General features: G+C 69.2%; 17 protein-coding genes and 1 riboswitch. Of the genes, 5 read left to right on the forward strand and 12 right to left on the reverse strand.

Annotated features, from left to right (window positions below):
* Positions 1-10: 10 nt before the first annotated feature.
* A complete protein-coding gene (locus RXV79_RS22780; RefSeq protein WP_316700374.1) occupies positions 11-910 on the reverse strand; it encodes a lysophospholipid acyltransferase family protein in 900 nt (299 codons plus the stop codon).
* Entirely contained in the window at positions 907-1,770 is an 864-nt protein-coding gene (locus RXV79_RS22785) for a lysophospholipid acyltransferase family protein (RefSeq protein WP_316700375.1), read from the reverse strand. Before RXV79_RS22785 ends, RXV79_RS22780 begins: the two co-directional genes overlap by 4 nt.
* 137 nt (positions 1,771-1,907) lie before the next feature.
* Between RXV79_RS22785 and metK the strand changes: the two genes are divergently transcribed.
* Both metK and RXV79_RS22795 read left to right on the forward strand, forming a co-directional pair.
* Entirely contained in the window at positions 1,908-3,092 is a 1,185-nt protein-coding gene (gene metK, locus RXV79_RS22790; RefSeq protein ID WP_316700376.1) for a methionine adenosyltransferase, read from the forward strand.
* A 154-nt stretch (positions 3,093-3,246) separates the two neighbouring features.
* Positions 3,247-4,092 (forward strand): helix-turn-helix domain-containing protein, encoded by an 846-nt coding sequence (locus RXV79_RS22795; protein WP_316700377.1) that lies wholly within the window; start codon positions 3,247-3,249, stop codon positions 4,090-4,092.
* A gap of 219 nt (positions 4,093-4,311) precedes the next feature.
* Here RXV79_RS22795 and RXV79_RS22800 read toward each other — a convergent pair whose 3' ends face one another.
* From RXV79_RS22800 to RXV79_RS22815, 4 genes are all read right to left on the reverse strand, one after another.
* The gene (locus RXV79_RS22800) at positions 4,312-6,144 is read right to left on the reverse strand and encodes a sensor histidine kinase (RefSeq protein WP_316700378.1); all 1,833 of its coding nucleotides are present in this window, start codon (positions 6,142-6,144) and stop codon (positions 4,312-4,314) included.
* The gene (locus RXV79_RS22805; RefSeq protein ID WP_316700379.1) at positions 6,144-6,800 is read right to left on the reverse strand and encodes a response regulator transcription factor; all 657 of its coding nucleotides are present in this window, start codon (positions 6,798-6,800) and stop codon (positions 6,144-6,146) included. Before RXV79_RS22805 ends, RXV79_RS22800 begins: the two co-directional genes overlap by 1 nt.
* A gap of 80 nt (positions 6,801-6,880) precedes the next feature.
* Positions 6,881-7,438: a carboxymuconolactone decarboxylase family protein gene (locus RXV79_RS22810; protein WP_316700380.1), complete on the reverse strand. Its 558-nt coding sequence runs from the start codon at positions 7,436-7,438 to the stop codon at positions 6,881-6,883.
* A gap of 81 nt (positions 7,439-7,519) precedes the next feature.
* Positions 7,520-8,284, reverse strand: a complete 765-nt coding sequence (locus tag RXV79_RS22815) for an SDR family oxidoreductase (RefSeq protein ID WP_316700381.1) — start codon at positions 8,282-8,284, stop codon at positions 7,520-7,522.
* Between the two features lie 109 nt (positions 8,285-8,393).
* On the opposite strand from RXV79_RS22815, the gene RXV79_RS22820 reads away from it, so the two are divergent.
* Positions 8,394-9,491, forward strand: a complete 1,098-nt coding sequence (locus RXV79_RS22820; protein WP_316700382.1) for a DNA glycosylase AlkZ-like family protein — start codon at positions 8,394-8,396, stop codon at positions 9,489-9,491.
* Positions 9,492-9,503: 12 nt separating this feature from the next.
* Here the strand turns inward: RXV79_RS22820 and RXV79_RS22825 are convergent, their stop codons facing one another.
* From RXV79_RS22825 to RXV79_RS22850, 6 genes are read right to left on the reverse strand one after another with little or no spacing between them, the layout of a single operon-like run.
* Positions 9,504-10,469 (reverse strand): esterase/lipase family protein, encoded by a 966-nt coding sequence (locus RXV79_RS22825; protein WP_316700383.1) that lies wholly within the window; start codon positions 10,467-10,469, stop codon positions 9,504-9,506.
* 13 nt (positions 10,470-10,482) lie between these two features.
* Entirely contained in the window at positions 10,483-11,442 is a 960-nt protein-coding gene (locus RXV79_RS22830; RefSeq protein ID WP_316700384.1) for an MBL fold metallo-hydrolase, read from the reverse strand.
* Positions 11,439-12,617, reverse strand: coding sequence for a YbfB/YjiJ family MFS transporter (locus RXV79_RS22835; protein WP_316700385.1), 1,179 nt, complete (start codon positions 12,615-12,617; stop codon positions 11,439-11,441). The genes RXV79_RS22830 and RXV79_RS22835 overlap by 4 nt, the downstream gene beginning before the upstream one ends.
* Before the next feature lie 5 nt (positions 12,618-12,622).
* Positions 12,623-13,423, reverse strand: coding sequence for an HAD-IIB family hydrolase (locus RXV79_RS22840; RefSeq protein ID WP_316700386.1), 801 nt, complete (start codon positions 13,421-13,423; stop codon positions 12,623-12,625).
* Complete coding sequence (locus tag RXV79_RS22845; protein WP_316700387.1) at positions 13,420-14,025, reverse strand: TetR/AcrR family transcriptional regulator; 606 nt, start codon at positions 14,023-14,025, stop codon at positions 13,420-13,422. Before RXV79_RS22845 ends, RXV79_RS22840 begins: the two co-directional genes overlap by 4 nt.
* Positions 14,022-15,263: an MFS transporter gene (locus tag RXV79_RS22850; protein ID WP_316700388.1), complete on the reverse strand. Its 1,242-nt coding sequence runs from the start codon at positions 15,261-15,263 to the stop codon at positions 14,022-14,024. Before RXV79_RS22850 ends, RXV79_RS22845 begins: the two co-directional genes overlap by 4 nt.
* Before the next feature lie 180 nt (positions 15,264-15,443).
* Between RXV79_RS22850 and RXV79_RS22855 the strand changes: the two genes are divergently transcribed.
* Both RXV79_RS22855 and ahcY read left to right on the forward strand, forming a co-directional pair.
* The gene (locus tag RXV79_RS22855) at positions 15,444-16,610 is read left to right on the forward strand and encodes an acetyl-CoA acetyltransferase (RefSeq protein ID WP_316700389.1); all 1,167 of its coding nucleotides are present in this window, start codon (positions 15,444-15,446) and stop codon (positions 16,608-16,610) included.
* 82 nt (positions 16,611-16,692) lie between these two features.
* A riboswitch (S-adenosyl-L-homocysteine riboswitch) is annotated at positions 16,693-16,779 on the forward strand.
* Positions 16,780-16,861: 82 nt separating this feature from the next.
* Positions 16,862-18,289 carry an adenosylhomocysteinase gene (gene ahcY / locus RXV79_RS22860; protein WP_316700390.1) on the forward strand — a complete coding sequence of 476 codons (1,428 nt, stop codon included), beginning with the start codon at positions 16,862-16,864 and terminating at the stop codon, positions 18,287-18,289.
* Position 18,290 lies beyond the last annotated feature (1 nt).

Below are 18,290 nucleotides of genomic sequence, written 5' to 3' on the forward strand. Positions count from 1 at the left end.
AAAGCCCTCGTCAATACAACGATGGTTCGCCCGCCGGCCGGGTCTTGAAGCGCTTGTGCACCCACAGGTACTGCGCCGGGTTGCGGCGGATCTCGCTTTCGATCCAGCGGTTCATCGCGGCGGTGTCGGCCACCGCGTCGTCCGTCGGAAAGTTTTGAAGCGGCTCACCGAAGCGGACCTTGTAGCCCTGTCCGCCCGGCAGCATCTCCGCAACCACCGGCTGCACCACCATGTCGAGGGCACGCGCCATGCGCGAGGGCGCGAGCAGCGTCGCGGCCGGCACGCCGAAGAACGGCACGAAGGCGGCGTCGCGCTCGCCGAAATCCATGTCGGGCAGGTTGAAGAACGCGTGGCCCTTGCGGATCGCGCGGATGAGCGGCAGCGCCTTGTCGCTGCGCGGAAAGATCTCCGCCTTGTCACCGAAACGCAGCCGGCCCTTGCGGATGATGTCGTCCATCACCGGGTTGCTCTGCGCCTGGTACATCGAGCAGGCGTACTGGTTCTGGAACAGCAGCACGGCGACGCCGGCCACATCGAGCCCCATGAAGTGCGGGACCAGCCACATCACCGGACGCGGGCTGCGTTCGGCAAGCGTCACGTCGCCCTCGACGTGGATCATCGACTTGAGCCGCTCGGCGGGCGCGAACCACAAGAGGCTGCGCTCCAGGATGCTGCGGCCGAGCCAGCGGAAATGCTCGCGCGCCAGGCGCTCGCGTTCCGCGGCCGACAGTTCGGGAAAGCACAGCTCGAGGTTGCGCAACGCCACCTTGCGGCGCGCACCGGCCAGCGCGTAGAGCAGGCGGCCGGTGCCGTTGCCGACCGCAGCCAGCAGCGGCAAGGGCAGCAGGTGCAGACACCACATCACGCCCAGCAGCGCGCGGGCCCCCAGGGTTTCGGCGCGGCTGCTCATGCGGACACCTCGTCCGCGGCGGCCTGCGCGCGCGGCGTCTTGTAGCGGTGGTAGCCCCACAGGTACTGTTGCGGGCACTGGCGGATCAGGCCTTCCATCGCCCGGTTGATGGCCTCGGCCGCCGCTTGTCCGTCTTGGGGCAGCGGCTCGGGAAAGGGGAAGAAGCGCTGCACGTAGCCCGCGCCGCGCGGGAGACGCTCCACCCAGGTCAGCAGCAGCTCGGCGCCCGTCTGCTGAACCAGCCGCGTGGCCAGCGTCATCGTGTAGGCCTCGCGGCCGAAGAAGGGCGCCCACACGCCCATGCCTTCGGGCGGCACTTGGTCGGGCAACAGACCGACCATCTCGCCCTTGCGCAGGGCCCGGATCATCTGTCGCACGCCCGACAGCGAAGCCGGCGCCGCATACAGCTGCGGCCGCTCGCGCGAGGTCTTGACCAGTTCGCGCAGCCAGGGCTTGCGTGCCGGGCGGTAGAGCACGGTGATCGGGCGGGTGGCGCCGAAGCGTTCGGCAATCGCCTGCGCCGCGACCTCGAAGCAGCCCATGTGGGGCGTCAGCAGCAACACGCCCTTGCCGCGGGCCAGCGCAGCCCCCAGCAAGGCCTCGCCTTCGAATCGCACGCGCGGGAGGATCGGCTCGTCCGGCTTGCGCATCCAGAGAAAGGGCAACTCCATGACCATGCGCCCCGCCGAGGCGATGGCCGGCTTCCATTGGGCCGGGCTCAACCCGGCCTGGGCCGCGTTGGCCGCCATGCGGCGCCTATAGGTCGGCGACAGCAGATAGGTGACCCAGCCCAGAAAGGCGCCCAGGGCGTGAAGCAATGCGAGCGGGAGACTCGCAAACCAGTGGAAGAGCGTGAGCATCTGCTTCTTATAATCAGCGCCAATCGCCGAGTTACTGAACTACTTGCGGGGCGATTCAAAAATCCTGCTAAAGCGTTCGCCGCTCTCTGAAACCCAGCCCGGCAACGCAATGTGTGCAACCCACTGGAGTTTAAAGAGTGTCCAACGATTTCCTCTTCACCTCGGAATCCGTCTCCGAAGGCCACCCCGACAAGGTGGCTGACCAGATCTCCGACGCCATCCTCGACGCCATCTTCAAGCAGGACCCGCGCTCGCGCGTGGCCGCCGAGACGCTGACCAACACCGGCCTCGTGGTGCTGGCGGGCGAGATCACCACCAACGCCCACGTCGACTACATCCAGATCGCGCGCGACACCATCAAGCGCATCGGCTACGACAACACCGAGTACGGCATCGACTACAAGGGCTGCGCGGTGCTCGTGGCCTACGACAAGCAGTCGAACGACATCGCCCAGGGCGTCGACCACGCCTCCGACGACCACCTCAACATCGGCGCCGGCGACCAGGGCCTGATGTTCGGCTACGCCTGCGACGAGACGCCCGAGCTGATGCCCGCGCCGATCTACTACGCGCACCGCCTCGTCGAGCGCCAGGCCCAGCTTCGCAAAGACGGCCGCCTGCCCTTCCTGCGCCCCGACGCCAAGAGCCAGGTCACGATGCGCTACGTGGACGGCAAGCCGCACAGCATCGACACCGTGGTGCTCTCTACCCAGCACTCGCCTGACCAGAGTGAAACCCAGCACAAGATGAAGGCCTCGTTCACCGAAGCCATCATCGAAGAGATCATCAAGCCGGTGCTGCCCAAGGAGTGGCTGAAGGAAACCCGCTACCTGATCAACCCGACCGGCCGCTTCGTCATCGGCGGCCCGCAGGGTGACTGCGGCCTGACCGGCCGCAAGATCATCGTCGACACCTATGGCGGCGCCTGCCCGCATGGCGGTGGCGCGTTCTCGGGCAAGGACCCGTCGAAGGTCGACCGTTCGGCCGCCTACGCCGCCCGCTACGTCGCGAAGAACATCGTCAAGGCGGGCCTCGCCAAGCAGTGCCAGATCCAGGTTGCCTACGCGATCGGCGTGGCCAAGCCGATGAACGTGACGGTCTACACCGAAGGCACCGGCGTGATCCCCGACGACAAGATCGCCGCGCTCGTCAACGAGCACTTCGACCTGCGCCCGAAGGGCATCATCCAGATGCTCGACCTGCTGCGCCCGATCTACGAGAAGACCGCTGCCTACGGCCACTTCGGCCGCGAGGAGCCGGAGTTCTCGTGGGAGAAGACGGACAAGGCGGCCGCGCTGCGTGCCGCAGCCGGCCTCAAGTAAGGCCGGGAATCGACCGAAAGCAAAAGGGCCGCTCATGCGGCCCTTTTCTTTTGCAGTGCAGCGCACAAGCCACCCGAGCAGCGCACCCCAGCAAGGGGGATGGGCCCTCAAAGAGCACGTCCATACACTTTTACGGCAGTCCCGCGAGTCGTCCGTGCCCCAGCCTCCCTTGATCCCCTACACCGAGTTGCCGCTCGACGGCCTCGACGCCGGGCGTGTCGAAGCGCTGTGGATGTTCGTCGCCAGCGGCCCCGACCTGCAGCGGGTGCTACCCGATGGCCGCACCGACATCGTGATCCGCTTCCGCCTGGAAGACGACGGAGAGACTCTCTCGCGCCCGCGCATCGTGATCGCCGGCCCCACGCTTCACGTGCGCGACGTGCCGGCCCAGGCGCGCACCGGCCTGATGGGTCTGCGCTTCACCCTGGGGTGGGCGGGCGCCTGCCTCGGCGTGTCGCCCAAGCTGCTGCGCGACCGTGAACTTCTGCACGAAGACGCCGAAGCACTGATCTCTGCACATGCCGAACGCCTGAAGCGCTGCCGCTCGCTGACTGAGTTGAAGCGCCAGCTGGTGTCGACCGGGCAAGAGCTGCTGCTAGCCGCGCGCACGACGCCCGGCCAACTGCTCGCCGTCGAAGCCGTCCGGCTGCTGCGCAGCGCGCCGGAGCGCCCCGACCTCAAGCTGCTGTGCCGGCAGCTCGGCGTCTCCGAGCGAGCCTTGCGGCGCGAAGTCATCGAAGCCGTGGGCGTGCCGCTGCGCAGCCTCGCGAGCATCGTGCGCTTCCATCGCGCCATGATGCTCATGCGCGAGCCGGGCGCGCGCCCGAGCGTGGTCGCGGCCGAGGCCGGCTACAGCGACCAGGCGCACATGAACCGCGAGTTCCAGCGATACGGCCGTTTCACACCCGCAGTGCCGATGCAGGTGCCGCTCATCGGACGCGGCGCACCGCCGAGCGGTGCAGGCCGAAACGTTCAAGACCGCTGCGATTCCCGTCCCTAGGATTGCCACCGATACATCGCTGTCACGCAAACGAGAGTGCAAGGGAGGCACTCGCCGGGCAGGTCGAGATCGGCTCGCAAGAGGGCCGTCCGATGCCAACCCGGTGAGTGCAAGATTAGAGAGGTGGGGAGAAGCGGCGAGGGCTTGTCGGCCGGTACCGGCAAGTCCTCGCTGGGCTTCGCGAACACCCTCCCAGACGCCTCGGACGTGTCGGGCCTCTCAGGCCTTGCCGGCCGCCTGCATCGGCCAGTGCAGCACCACGGACGTCCCGCCTCCCGGCCCCTGCTCCACCCGAAGCGACGCCCCGATGCTCGCCGCGCGCGACTGCATGTTGGCCACGCCGTGCCCTGCACCTTCACGCTGCGCCGGCAGGCCCACGCCGTTATCGGTCAGCGAGAGCTGGATCACCTCGCCACCGTTGGCATCGACCACCTGGGCTTGGACGGTCACCTCGCTTGCGCGAGCGTGCTTGAGGACATTCGTGAACCCTTCGAGCAGGATGCGCTGTACCTGCAGCACCGATTGCGGAGACAGCTGGGGCAAGGTCGGCAGCTGCGACACATCCCACCGCACTTGCACGCCGGCGGCCGCCAAGCGCGGCTGCAGTCGGTAGCGCAGCGTGGCCAACACGGCCACCAGATCGCCGTGCACCGGCTGCAGCGAGTCGACGGCCATGCGCATCTCATCGAGCGCCTGCTTCACATGCTCTTCGAGCACTGCCGGGTCGGTGTTGCGTTGGCCGACCATGCTCAACAGACCGACCAGCTGCGAGCCGACGCCGTCGTGGATCTCCCGCATGATGCGCTGGCGTTCGGTGAGCACCGCCTGCTCCTGCTGCTGCTTCTGCAGATCGCCGAAGGCTTGGTGCAATTGCTGCTCGCGCTCGGCCACGCGCTGGGCAAGGTTTGCATTGAGTGCGCGGTAGTCAGCCACGGAGCGGCTGTAGCGCTCGGCTACCAAGCCGGCCATGATCAGCACGAAGAGAAAGATCGCGTGCGGCGTGAGGTTGTTGCGCAGCCCGGTCGAGTGGCTGAAGCGCACGAAGCTCAGGTCATAGATGCCGGCCCCCACCGCGATGACGGCCGCCACCACGAGCAGCCAGCCGAAACGACCTCGCCCTTGCAAAGCGGCCCGCACGATGATCGACAGCGTGGTCAGCCCGACGGGGACGAGCACGGCGAGCCCCAGGGTGTAGAGCATCGGCATCGCGAGGGCGAACGACGCGATCGACAGCGCCGACGCCAACCCCATCGCGATGTAGATAGCACGCCCCGTCCAGGCCGGCGCCGCGCCCAGCGCGAGCAGCGCGAAGCGGCAGATCAGCGCCAGGTGGCACACATACGCCACCGCAGCGATGGCGCCCCACAGGGGCCACCACATCGGCACGTCGGCCCAGACCTGGTCGAGGTTGCGCACCACACCCAGAAAGGCCGCGGCACTGAAGCAGCCGTAGAGCGCATCGCGCTGGCGCCACCACAGCACACCGGCCAGGCCGCCCATCACGGTGAGGCTCACCGCAAAGATGACCGACGAGAAATGCCGCCAGCGGCGCTGCTCGGCATACATCGGCTCCACCGCCGCCTGCGTGCCGTAGAGCACGAGCGAGAGCCCGCCCCACCGCTGGCGCTGGATGGTCACGTCGACCCGCAGTTCGTTCGCCCTATCGGCGCGCAGCAGGGCCGCCGGCACGCTCACCAGGTACGGCGTCTTCGCCGCATTGAACACCGGCTCGCCAAGCGTGCCGAGGCGCTGCACCGTCACGCCGTTGACCTGCACCAGCACCTGGTTGCCCACCCGCGAGAAGAGCAGCGCCATCGGCTCGTCGTGTGTGCGCGGTGGCAAGGCGAGGCGATAGGTGGCGCTGCCGTCACGGCCGGGGAAGTCGATGTCCCAGCGGCGCGCGAGGTCGACCTCGCCCTCGCGTGGCGGCAGCCCGTCGGGGCGCAGTGTGGCCTGGGCGCGGTCCAGCGTGATCACCGCCTCGGCGCTTGGTGCCGCCGTGGCGCACAGCGCCAAGCACAGGCCCAGCAACGCAAACGCGATGCGGATCATCAGCTGCGCAGGAGCCCCAGCTGCCGCGCTTCGAACACGGCCTCGGTCTTGTTGTGCACGTCGAGCTTGCCGTAGATGTTGCGCACGTGGGTCTGGATGGTGCTGACCGACAGGCCCATCTGTTGCGCGATCTCGGGGTAGATGAAACCGCGGGCGATGAGGTCGAGCACTTCCGATTCGCGCTTCGACAAGGCGACGGGCGCGCCCACTCGCGGCGCCGTCGGCGGTGCGCTCGCCTGCCAGCGCACCAGCAGCTGCCGCGCGATGATGGGCGACATCGGCGAGCCGCCACCGTGCAGGCTCAGCACATGGGCGGCCAGGTCGGACTCGGTGCCGTCTTTCAGCAGATAGCCGCCCGCGCCCGCCTCGAAGGCCTGGAGCATGTTGGCCTCGTCGGCAAACATCGTGATCACCATCACCGCGCACGCCGGCTGCATGCGCCGCGCCTGGCGGATCACTTCGAGGCCGGGCGTGTCGGGCAGGCCCAGGTCGACGAGCAGCACGTCGACCGCGTTTTCGGCGAACCAGGCGAGCAGCTCCTGCGCGGTGCCAGCCGCGTGCAGCAGGCGCAACGTGGGCTCGGCGGCGATGACGCGCTGGAAGCGCTCGCGCACGCGGGCATCGTCTTCGACCAGGGCTACGGTGATGGGGTCCATGAGGCCCGGATGTTCTCACGAGCCCCCGAGGAGGAGCGCCCTATGACCTCCTCAGAACATGGGAGGACCGAGAGCCCTCCCTACGCTTCGGGGAAGCGCGCGGCACCGGCCTCCAGCGGCAGGCGCAGCGCGTTGGTGAGGTAGGCGACGGTGCGGTAGAAGCCGCACAGCAGCAGAAGCTCCAGGCAGGCCGGCTCTCCGAAGCGAGCGCTCAGCGCGGCCCACAGCGCGTCGTCGACATCGCATCCGCCGTGCAATGCGTCGCACAGGCGGATCAGCAGCCGGTCTTCGTCGCTCCAGCACGGGTCGTCGGCGCTCCCGTGCACGGTCGAGGCGAGCTGGGCGGCGTCGAGCCCCGCCTTGGCGGCGAAGCCACGCACATGCACGCCCCACTCGTACTCCGAGCCGCACAACGCCGTGGTGCGGTGGATGACGAGCTCGCGCTGGCGCAGCGTGAGGTGGCCCCGGTCGAGCAGGCTGCCGGCGAAGAATTTGCCGAACAGCCGCGGGTCACGCGCCAGCGTGGTGAAGAGCACGAGCGGCGGCATGCCGGGCGGCATGATCCGGTCGAGGGCGCCCTGCACCTCGGGCGGAAAGGGCGGCGTTGCCGGGGCGACGCGGGCCATGGCGACAGTCATCGGGAGCTCCTTGCTTCAAAGTCCGTAGCACCCACTCTAGCCCCGGCACTACGAAAAGTAAAGCAAGAAGTCCGACCGCGATCAGCTGCGGTTGATCGACACCCCGCCATCGGCCAACAGGGCCGTGCCGGTCACGAACGACGACGCATCGCTCGCGAGGAAAAGTGCTGCCTGCGCAATCTCTTCCGGCGCGGCGATGCGCTTGAGTGCGAAGAGACTCGACAGCGCCGCGCGCGCTTCCGGCGTGCCGACGAGCGGCGCGGCCATCGGCGTGTCGGTGCCGCCGGGCAGCAGCGCGTTGGCGCGAACTCGCTGCGCACCGAACTCCGCCGCCGTGACCTGCGCCAGCGCGATCAGCCCCGCCTTGGCCGCCGCATACGCCGCCATGCCGGGGAAGCCGACGGTGTGGCCGACGAAGCTCGACGTGAAGATCAGCGAGCCGCCCCCGCGCTTCACCATCGCAGGCACCTGGTGCCGCGCACCGAGAAAGGCGCTGGTGAGATTGGCATCGAGCGTGTGCTGCCACGCCTCGCGCGTGATCTGCGGCATCGGGGCCACCTCGCCCAGCGTGCCGGCGTTGTTGAACGCAATGTCGAGCCCGCCATAACGTTGCACCGCCAGCTCGACGAGGGCCTGCGCATAGGCCTCGTCGCGCACGTCGCCCGCCAGCGCCACCGCCTCGCCGCCATCGGTCACGATGCGGTCGACCAGCGCGTTCAGCTCGGCCTGCCGCCGTGCCGCCACCACGAGCTTCGCGCCTTCGCGGGCGAAGAGCCGCGCTGTCGCATGGCCGATGCCCGAGCTTGCGCCGGTCACGAGCGCCACCTTGTCTTGCAATGCCTTCATCGGAGTTCCTTGTGCGTTGAGAAGCCCGCAGTGTCGAGAGCTGCAAGCCTGCTGACATGCCATTTCCGGACCTGTACATCCGCGCACCACCGACGACAGAATCGGCCGCATGCCCGCCACGATCACCATCGACGACCTGCGCCGCTACGCCGTCGCCCGCACGCTCTTTGCGCCCACCACGCTCGCGCGGGCCATCCAGAAACTCGGCTTCGTGCAGGCCGACCCGATCCGTGCGCCGGCTCGCGCGCAAGACCTCACGCTGCGCCACCGTGTGAAGGGCTACGTCGCCGGGGATCTCGAGCGCCGCTATGCACGCCTGCCGATCGAGGAGGACTGCCTCGTCAACTACGGCTTCCTGCCGCGCGAGCACTTGGCGTTGATGCACCCGCGCGTGGCCGCGCACCCGTGGAAGCCGACGACGAAACGCCAGGCCAACGAGGTGCTGGCCTTCGTGCGCGAGCGTGGCCAGGTGCACCCGCGCGAGGTCGACGAGCATTTCGCCCACGGCCGCGTCACCAACTACTGGGGCGGCTCGTCGAGCGCGAGCACCAAGCTGCTCGACGGCATGCACTACCGCGGCCTGCTGCGTGTGGCGCGGCGCGAGAACGGCACCCGCATCTACGAGGTGGCCGCGCATCCGCAAGGCGACGAGAGTCCGGCCGGCCGCACGCTGCGCGCCGCCGCGCTGATCGAGCTCATCGTGCGCAAGTACGCCCCGTTGCCGGCCGCGAGCCTCACCTACCTCACGCGGCTGCTCGGCTACGGTGCGCCTCATCTGAAGACGCAGACGCAAACCGCGATGCGCCTCGCACGCGAGCACCTCGCGAGCCTGCAGCTCGACGGCACCACCTGGTACTGGCCGGCCGACGAGAACCCGCGCTCGGCCCGCCATGCGCCCGACAACGAAGTGCGTCTGCTCGCCCCTTTCGACCCCATCGTGTGGGACCGCCGCCGCTTCGAGCTGCTGTGGGGCTGGACGTACAAGTTCGAGGCTTACACCCCCGCGGCTCAGCGCCGGCTCGGTTACTACGCGCTGCCGCTGCTGTGGGGCGAGCGGGTCGTCGGATGGGGCACCTTGGCCGTGGCCGATGCACAGCTGTCGCACACGCTCGGCTTCGCCGCCAAGCCTCCGCGCGACGCCGGCTTCCGCCGCGAGCTGGAGGCTGAACTCGCGCGCATGCGCAGCTTCCTTCGCCTCGAAGGCTGAAGCCGACGAGCTTCAGCGCCGCTCGTCTCGGTAGACCTGCGACAGCAGCCGCTCGAATGCAAGCGCCTGCCCGGGCGGTGTCGGGCGCAGCACCCCTTCGGCCTGCAACACGCCCAGCAGCTTCATCGGCGCCTCGCGCTTGTCGCCCACGATCTCCACGTGGCCGGCGTTCACCAGCACGCGCTTCACGCGCGGCCCGCTTTCCACGGCGGGGTGGCGCTGCTCGTCGAGCGAGAAGATGTCGTCGCTCTCGACACAACGGCCGGCCTCGGTGCGGCGGCAGGCGTTGCGCTCGTCGGTGTCGATCTTCAAGTGGTCGAACACGGGCGCGGCCAGCGGGCCGGGCTCGCGGATGAAGCGCGACGAGAAGGTGATGTCGGCCCACTTCGGCCCGGTCGTCACGTAGCAGCTGAAGGGCAGCAGTCCGAGCGTGAGCGGGTACAGCCAGGTGCGACCGCAGGGCCGCGCGGCCTCGATGCCGGCAAACGGGCCCGAAACCGTCACCAAGCGCAGGCCCAGCGGACGTGCCGGCAAGGGTTCGGCGAGCGTGTCGGTGAGCGACCGACGTGCGATGAGCGCGCCCTGGCTGTGGCCGATCACCGTGACCTGCGGCACGCGCGAGCGCGCGGCGAGTTGCGTGAGGGCGCTGCGCAGTTCGGCCGCGCTGTCCGCGAGCTTGGCCCGGTCGTCATACGTGAAGCAGGCGGCCTGCTGGCCGTGGAAAGCGAGAACCTGCGCCAGCCCCCGGAACTGCCCCGACGAGCCGAAGCAGCCGTGCACCAGCACGTGCACCGGCTGGCTCGCGTCGATGTGCAAGCGGCGATCGGGGTTGTCGGTGCAGGGGCCCAGGCCCGGGATGTCGAGCGTGGTGTCGGGCGTGGGCAGGCGCCCAGGCTCCAGGTCAGCGGCGACGAAGGTGTCGGGCGTGGCACAGGCGGCCAGGCCGCACAGCATCGCGACAGCGGCAAGACGTTTCATGCGGACGGGCTCCTCATGCAGGTTCGATGCGCTCGCCGACGCGGCGTGCGGCGCCACTGGCCACCAACTCCGACGCCAGCAGCTCGCCCCAGGCAGCGGGCGATCTCGACTCGGCCTGCCCGGAACTCTGCCAGACGCTCGCGAAGTAGCGCGTGCGTTCCACCCACTCGACAAGCTCAGGCAGCGTCTGCCCGCGCACTTCCATCAAGTGGAAGCTGATCAGGACCTTCGCCGCATAACGCGCGTGCCGCTGCGGGTCGTTGACGAACGAGGCGAGCCGCGTGCGGGCGCGCGCAAGCGCCGCAGGCACGTCGGTGAAGGGCCGGCCGTGGCCCGGCACCACGACGGACACGGGCAGGCGTTCGATCATGTCGAGCACCGTGGCCACGTCGTCGAACGCCGACTCGCCTTCCAGCTCGGGGAAGACCACGCCGAAGCCGTTCTCCCACAAGGCATCGGCCGAGATCAGCAGGCCCGACGCGGCGTCGAAGAGCACCACCGACTCCGGGTCGTGCCCCGGGGCGGCAATCACCTCGAATTGCCGCCCGCCCGCCCGCACCGGCTCGCCCGGCACGAGCGTGCCGTGCAGCTCGAAGCGCTCGCAGTGCTGGCCGGTGGGGGCATAGCTCAAGGTTTCTTCGTCCCAGCGGCGCACCGCGTCGGCATGGCCGGGCGGCGTGAGCACCTCAGCCCCGAAGGCCCGCTGCAGCGCCGCGTTGCCGCCACAGTGGTCGGAGTGCAGGTGCGTGTTGACGATGCGCGCCAGCGGCCGGCCCTGCAGCGCGTGGCGCACCAGCGCTTCGGTCTGCGCCGCATGCGAGACGTGGCCGCTGTCCACCAGCACGGCGCCCGGCTCGTCGCCACGCGCGTGGATGAGCACGTTGTTCGACGACAGCCAGCCGCGCTCGAAGACCGTGATGCCGGCCAGGGCCGGATGCGCTTGCAGGTCGACAGAGGTCGAGTCGAGGCTCATGGATGATGCTCCGGCAAGGGCAGTGCCCGCTGGCACGCGGCCAGCACGACACCGAGCGCCAGCACGCCTGCCGAGACGGCCAGGCCCGCGCGCAGGCCACCGGCCCCGTCGGCCAGCCAGCCCACGAGGCTCGGGCCCACGATCTGCCCAGCGGCGAAGACGATGGTGAAGGCGGCTATGCCGGCCGGCCACGCGGCCGCAGCGAGGTTGTGCCGCACGAGCGCGGTGGTCGACGCCACCACTGAGAGGAACACCCCGCCGAAGAGCACCCCCGAGGCGAACACCGCCAGCACGTGCGTGCTCAGCACCGGCAGCACCGTGGCCACGGCGAGGATCGCATTGAGCACCGCCATCGGGCGCCCGCTGCGGTGCCGTTGCAGCAGCCCGGCCCAGAGGAACGACGACGCGATCACGCCCACGCCGAGCAGGCCGTAAAAGAGCGTGACGACGCCGTGGCTCATCTGCTGCTCGCGCAGCAGCGTGACCACGAAGGTCATGTAGCCGATGTAGCCGAGGCCGAAGAGGAAGTACGACGCCAAGCCGAAGCCGAGGCTCGCCCATCGAAACGGTGCGTGCCGGGCCGACGATGCCACTGTCGTCGTGAGGCCTCGCGTGGCGCGCGCGGCGATGGCGGTGGCGAACAACGCCACCGCGCCGAGCGCCACCCAGGCCCAGCGCCAGCCGTGCCCGTCGGGCAGTGCCACCAGCGGCGGCACGAGCAGGGCCGAGGCGATGATGCCGGCGCCGGTGCCGCCGTAGTAGATGCCGAGCACGAGGCCCGCGGGCGCGCCGGTCAGGCGCGCTGCGAGCAGGCCACCCGAGACGAAGGTCGCCGCGCTGGCCACGCCGGTCAACAGCCGCAACATGTACAGCACGGCGTCGCCACGGCCGAGGCCGTGCGCGGCGAGCAGAGCAGCAGCCGACACACTGCCCGCGATCAACAGCGGCCGTGCGCCCCAGCGGGCCAGCGCGCGTGGCATCAGCAGCGCGCCCAGCAGGTAGCCGGCCGCGTTGGCAGTGTTCATCGCCCCCGCGGTGAGGTAGCTCCAGGCGAGGTCGGCGCGCATCGGCGGCAGCAGCAGCGCATAGGAGAAGCGCGCCAGGCCCAGCGACACCGCCGCGCCCAGCGCCAGCGCGGCGGCGATGGCCAGGGGTGCCAAGGGGCGGGTCTGCATGCGTGTCAACGGGCCGCGAGCAGCGCCTGCGCCACTTGCGCAAACCCTTGCCCACGCTCGCCCACCGTGAGATAGGCCGGCCAGGTGTGCAGCTGATCGCGGAAGTGCACGAGGTTGGCCACGCCCACGCTCAGGGGGAAGTGGGCAAACATCAGCTGGTCGTTGGTGGAGTCGCCCACGTAGACCCAGCGCTCGTGCTCGGGGTCGAGATCGCGCTGCAGGAGCCGCTGCACGATCCAGCGTGCCCCCGACAGCTTGGTGTGCTCGCCGAACCAGCCGTTGATGTGGATCGAACTCACGGTGGCCGTCATGCCCTCTTCCTGCATCAGCGCCACCACCTGCTCGATGCGCGGCGGGTCGAGCTGCGCGAACTCGCTGTGGTCGACGGCGATGTCGGTGACACGACCGGCGCTGTCTTGCGCGAGCGTGGCTCCCGGCACCTCGCGCAGCACGCGCGCGGCCACCTCGCGCAGGCGGCGCGTGTTGTGCTCGCGTGTGGCGGCGTCTTGGGCGTATTCGATGCGCAGCTCGGGGCCTTCGCGAAAGAGCGCCACCGCGCCGTTCTCGGCCACGATGGCGGCGATCGGCCACTGGCGCGCGAAGGGCTCGCTCCAGCCCATCGGCCGGCCGGTGATGGCGATGACCGGGATGCCGGCGGCCTGCAGGTCGTGCAGTGCGCGCAGGGCATCGGCCGTGATGGCGCCTGTGGTGGTGAGCGTGTCGTCGATGTCGGTCAGCACACCCAGCACCGAGCGGGCCCGCTCCGCGGGCAGCTCGGGCCAGGGGCGGGAAGGAATGGGGTTCATCGTGCCAAGTCTCGCCCATCACGATCGGGCTCGCGATCGACCGCGACGCCGGCATTGCGCAGCAGCACCGTGGCGGCCTCGCGCGCCGAGACGGCCACCTGCGGATCGCCGCCGCGCACCATCGACACCGCCACCGCGCCCTCGAACAGCACGACGATCTGCTCGGCCAGCCGCTCGGGTCCGTCGACCGCCAGCTCGCGCAGCAACTCGACCACCTGCGCGAGCCGGCGTGCCTTGTGGCCCGACGCCACCGCCACCGCGGGGTGCTGCCGCTCCCCGCTCAGCTCGGCCACTGCGTTGACGAAGGCGCAGCCGCGAAAGCGCTGGTTGCCGAACCATTTCTCCAGGCCATCGAAGAGGCCGAGAATCTGCTGGACGGGTGTCCCTTCGGCCGTGATCGCCTGGCCGGTGCGGCGCGACAGGTAGGCAGCCACCAGCTCGTCCTTGCTCGGGTAATGCTTGTAGAGCGTGCGTTTGCTGATGCCGGCTTCGTTCGCCACCGCGTCGACGCCGACCGCCTGGATGCCCTGGCCGTAGAACAGCCGGTCGGCCGCCTCCAGGATGCGGTCTTTCATCGGCACCGGCGACACGCCGGTTTTCATGCGGGCACCGGCAAGGGCGTGCGCGGCTCAGGCGGCCGCGGTGGGCGCGCCAGGGCGAACGCGCACTGCACGAGACCTGCCACGAGGCCGATGCCCACGCCGATCTGCCAGGCCAGCGTGTACGAGCCGAGCGCGTCGTAGATCAACCCGCCACCATAGGCGCCGACGAAGCTGCCGATCTGGTGGCTCATGAAGGCCACGCCGCCCAGCATGGCCTGCCAGCGCACGCCGAAGGTCTCGCTGATCGAGCCGGCCACGAGCGGCCCGACGCCCAGCCACAGGAACCCCATGATCGCGGCGAAGAGCAGCGTGCTGCCCGGCGTGGGCGCGGTCATGAAGTACCACGCGATGCCGATTGAGCGCAGCACGTAGATGCCGCCCAGCAGCAGGAGCTTGTTCCAGCGCCCGCCGGCCCAGCCGAAGAAGAGGCTGCCCAGCACGTTGAAGCCACCGATCACGCCGAGTGCCTGCGCCGAGAGCATCGGGTCCATGCCGCAGAGCGCGAGATACGACGGCAGGTGCGTGGTGAGGAAGATGAGCTGCATGCCGCAGACGAAATACGCCGCCGTCATCACGACGAAAGGCGGATGGCGCAGCGCGCCCTTCACCATGTCGCCTGCGCTCTTCTCGTCACCGCCCGGCGAGGGCGGCACCGGCATGGCATCGGCCTTGCCGGCATACCAGGCCGCCGGCAGGATGACGAGCGAGAGCACGATGAAGCCATAGAGCCCCACGCGCCATCCCGAGGCCTGCGCCAGCGCCTGCCCGAGCGGCGCGGCCATCAGCGCGCCCAGCGAACCGGCCGCCGAGACGATGCCCAGCACCGAGCTGCGCACCGCCGCCGACACCGCACGCGAGGCCACCGCCATCGCAAACGCCGGCCCGGTGAGCGCCATCGAGGCGCCGATCGCCACGCCCGCGCCGAGCAGCACGCTAACGAAGCCCTGCGCCGTGGCCAGCAGCACCAGCCCCACGATGTAGAGCAGCGAACCCGCGAGCATCAGCCGCTTGTAGCCGAGCCGCACAGCCACCGCGCCGGCCCAGGGTTGCAGGAAGCCCCAGGCGAGGTTCTGCACGGCCACCGCAAGCGTGAAATCGGAGACCGAGATGCCCACGTCTTTCGTGAGCGGCGGCATGAAGATGCCCAGGCTCTGCCGCAGGCCCATGCTGAGGCTCAACATCAGCGAAGCGCCGATCAGGATCGGCAGCGCCGGCCCCAGCGCGCGAAGGTGGGTCATGGGTGTGTCTCCGGTGGTTGCCGCCGAAGAGTACACCGATCGGTTTACCTCCGGATGTCGCGAGGGCGTCATCCTGGTGCAGGGCCAAACCAAGGGAAAACCCTGGCGTATTCAGTCGACTGTTGCCGCCGCCGCGAGCGCCCCACCATGCCCCTCATTGCAACTGTTCGAGGAGCCTTCATGCGCGTCTCCATCGTGGGCTGGTCCCACCTTCCGTTCGGCCGTCTCGATGGCCTCTCGCTCGAAGACCTCATCACCCGCGCCGCGCGCGAGGCGATGGCGCATGCCGGCGTGGACGCCGCTCAGGTCGACGGCATCTGGCTCGGCAACCTCAACGGCGGCTTCACGCCCGATGTGTTCGCCTCTTCGCTCGCGCTGCAGGCCGACGACGCGCTGCGCTGGAAACCCGCCACACGGCTGGAGAACGCCTGCGCCTCCGGCTCGGCCGCGGTGTATGCGGCGTGCGACGCGATCGAGGCCGGTCGCGCACGCGTGGCGCTGGTGATCGGCGCCGAGAAGATGACGGCCGTGTCGGGCGCCGACACCACCCGCATCCTCGGCCAGTGCGCCTATTCGGCGGAAGTCGATGCACCGGCCGGCGGCTTCCCCGGCATCTTCGCGACGCTCGCCCAGGCCTACTTCGCGCGGCACGGCGACCACTCGGGCACGCTCGCGCGCATCGCCTCCAAGAACCACGCCAACGGCGTGGCCAACCCCTGGGCCCACATGCGGCGCGACCTCGGCTTCGAGTTCTGCAACACCGTGAGCGAGAAGAACCCGCTCATCGCCGCGCCGCTGCGCAAGACCGACTGTTCGCTCGTCTCCGACGGGGCCGCGGCGCTGGTGCTGGTCGACGACACGCTCGCGCGCGACTTCGCTCGCGCGGTGTCGATGCGCGCGCGGGCGCAGGTCAACGACTACCTGCCGCTCGCCCGCCGCGACACGGTCAGCTTCGAAGGCCCGCGCCGTGCCTGGGAGCAGGCCCTCGACGCGGCGCGCTGCGGCGTGCACGACCTCTCGCTCGCCGAGGTGCACGACTGCTTCACGATCGCCGAACTGCTGAGCTACGAGGCGATGGGCCTCGCCCCCACCGGCCAGGGCCACCGCCTGCTGGAAGAAGGCGTGGTGATGCGAGGCGGGCGCCTGCCCGTCAACGCCTCGGGCGGCCTCAAGGCCAAGGGCCACCCCATCGGCGCCACCGGCGTGTCGATGCACGTGGTCTCGGCCATGCAACTGTGCGACGAGGCGGGCGACCTGCAGGTGCCGGGCGCCACGCTGGCCGGCGTGTTCAACATGGGCGGTGCGGCGGTGGCCAGCTACGTGAGCATCCTGGAGCGCACGCGCTGAACGCCTTGCACCCGTGACAGAGCACCGGATCGCGATGGTCCGGGCGGTGTCATTTGCGCCACCCTGCACTACAATCCCGCCACTTTCCGAGGAGCGTTGCAAGGCACCTTCTGTCACCAGAGCGTGTGCCCCAGGCTCGGAAACTCATCTGCAACCGCGCTCACCCGCACGACAGTCCTCGTGGGTGAGTGGTGAACGTCCCCCTTCCCCTGAGTGCCGCGTGCGGGTTTCCTTATTGACCGGAGCCCGACATGAACGCTGTCCTCAAACCCACCCAAGACCACGCCGTCCGCGACCTCTCGCTTGCCGACTGGGGCCGCAAGGAAATCAAGATCGCCGAGAGCGAGATGCCGGCGCTGATGGCCATCCGTGCCGAATACGCCAAGACCCAGCCGCTCAAGGGCGCGCGCGTCACCGGCTCGCTGCACATGACCATCCAGACCGCCGTGCTGGTCGAGACGCTGCAAGCGCTCGGCGCCGAAGTGCGCTGGGCCTCGTGCAACATCTTCTCGACGCAAGACCACGCCGCCGCCGCACTCGTGGCCGCCGGCACGCCGGTGTTTGCCCACAAGGGCGAGACGCTCACCGAGTACTGGGACTTCACCCACCGCATCTTCGACTTCGGCCCCAAAGGCTCGGCTGGCGAAGGCCCGAACATGATCCTCGACGACGGCGGCGATGCCACGCTGCTGATGATCCTCGGCAAGAAGGCCGAGAAAGACCCGTCGGTCATCGCCAACCCGACCAGCGAAGAAGAGACCTGCCTCTTCGCCTCGATCAAGGCCAAGCTGGCCGAAGACCCGAGCTGGTACACCCGCAAGTCGGCCCAGATCATCGGCGTGACCGAAGAGACCACCACCGGCGTGCACCGCCTGAAGGAGATGAGCGCCAAGGGCACCCTGCCCTTCCGCGCCATCAACGTGAACGACAGCGTCACCAAGAGCAAGTTCGACAACCTCTATGGCTGCCGTGAGTCGCTGGTCGACGGCATCAAGCGCGCCACCGACGTGATGGTCGCCGGCAAGATCGCCGTCGTGGCCGGCTACGGCGACGTGGGCAAGGGCTCGGCACAAGCGCTGCGTGCCCTGAGCGCGCAGGTGTGGGTCACCGAGATCGACCCCATCAACGCACTGCAGGCCGCGATGGAAGGCTACCGCGTGGTCACGATGGACTGGGCCGCCGACAAGGGCGACATCTTCGTCACCACCACCGGCAACAAGGACGTCATCACCCACGACCACATGAAGGCGATGAAGAACAACGCCATCGTGTGCAACATCGGCCACTTCGACAACGAGATCCAGGTCGCGTCGCTCGAGAAGTACGAGTGGGAAGAGATCAAGCCGCAGGTCGACCACGTGATCTTCCCGGACGGCAAGCGCATCATCCTGCTGGCCAAGGGCCGCTTGGTGAACCTCGGCTGCGGCACGGGCCACCCGAGCTACGTGATGTCGTCGAGCTTCGCCAACCAGACCATCGCGCAGATCGAGCTCTTCACGCACCCTGACTCGTATGACATCGGCAAGGTCTACGTGCTGCCCAAGCACCTCGACGAGAAGGTCGCCCGCCTCCAGCTCACCACGCTGAATGCGCAGCTGACCGAGCTGACCGACGAGCAGGCCGCCTACATCGGCGTGCCGAAGCAGGGCCCGTACAAGCCCGACACCTACCGCTACTGAT

It is taken from the genome of Piscinibacter gummiphilus (assembly GCF_032681285.1).
Taxonomy (GTDB): domain Bacteria; phylum Pseudomonadota; class Gammaproteobacteria; order Burkholderiales; family Burkholderiaceae_C; genus Rhizobacter; species Rhizobacter gummiphilus_A.

Coding starts and splice junctions, on each gene's coding strand:
- RXV79_RS22780 (WP_316700374.1), bottom strand. CDS start 910: ATGAGCAGCCGCGCCGAAACCCTGGGGGCCCGCGCGCTGCTGGGCGTG.
- RXV79_RS22785 (WP_316700375.1), bottom strand. CDS start 1,770: ATGCTCACGCTCTTCCACTGGTTTGCGAGTCTCCCGCTCGCATTGCTT.
- RXV79_RS22800 (WP_316700378.1), bottom strand. CDS start 6,144: ATGATCCGCATCGCGTTTGCGTTGCTGGGCCTGTGCTTGGCGCTGTGC.
- RXV79_RS22805 (WP_316700379.1), bottom strand. CDS start 6,800: ATGGACCCCATCACCGTAGCCCTGGTCGAAGACGATGCCCGCGTGCGC.
- RXV79_RS22810 (WP_316700380.1), bottom strand. CDS start 7,438: ATGACTGTCGCCATGGCCCGCGTCGCCCCGGCAACGCCGCCCTTTCCG.
- RXV79_RS22815 (WP_316700381.1), bottom strand. CDS start 8,284: ATGAAGGCATTGCAAGACAAGGTGGCGCTCGTGACCGGCGCAAGCTCG.
- RXV79_RS22820 (WP_316700382.1), top strand. CDS start 8,394: ATGCCCGCCACGATCACCATCGACGACCTGCGCCGCTACGCCGTCGCC.
- RXV79_RS22825 (WP_316700383.1), bottom strand. CDS start 10,469: ATGAAACGTCTTGCCGCTGTCGCGATGCTGTGCGGCCTGGCCGCCTGT.
- RXV79_RS22830 (WP_316700384.1), bottom strand. CDS start 11,442: ATGAGCCTCGACTCGACCTCTGTCGACCTGCAAGCGCATCCGGCCCTG.
- RXV79_RS22835 (WP_316700385.1), bottom strand. CDS start 12,617: ATGCAGACCCGCCCCTTGGCACCCCTGGCCATCGCCGCCGCGCTGGCG.
- RXV79_RS22840 (WP_316700386.1), bottom strand. CDS start 13,423: ATGAACCCCATTCCTTCCCGCCCCTGGCCCGAGCTGCCCGCGGAGCGG.
- RXV79_RS22845 (WP_316700387.1), bottom strand. CDS start 14,025: ATGAAAACCGGCGTGTCGCCGGTGCCGATGAAAGACCGCATCCTGGAG.
- RXV79_RS22850 (WP_316700388.1), bottom strand. CDS start 15,263: ATGACCCACCTTCGCGCGCTGGGGCCGGCGCTGCCGATCCTGATCGGC.
- RXV79_RS22855 (WP_316700389.1), top strand. CDS start 15,444: ATGCGCGTCTCCATCGTGGGCTGGTCCCACCTTCCGTTCGGCCGTCTC.
- ahcY (WP_316700390.1), top strand. CDS start 16,862: ATGAACGCTGTCCTCAAACCCACCCAAGACCACGCCGTCCGCGACCTC.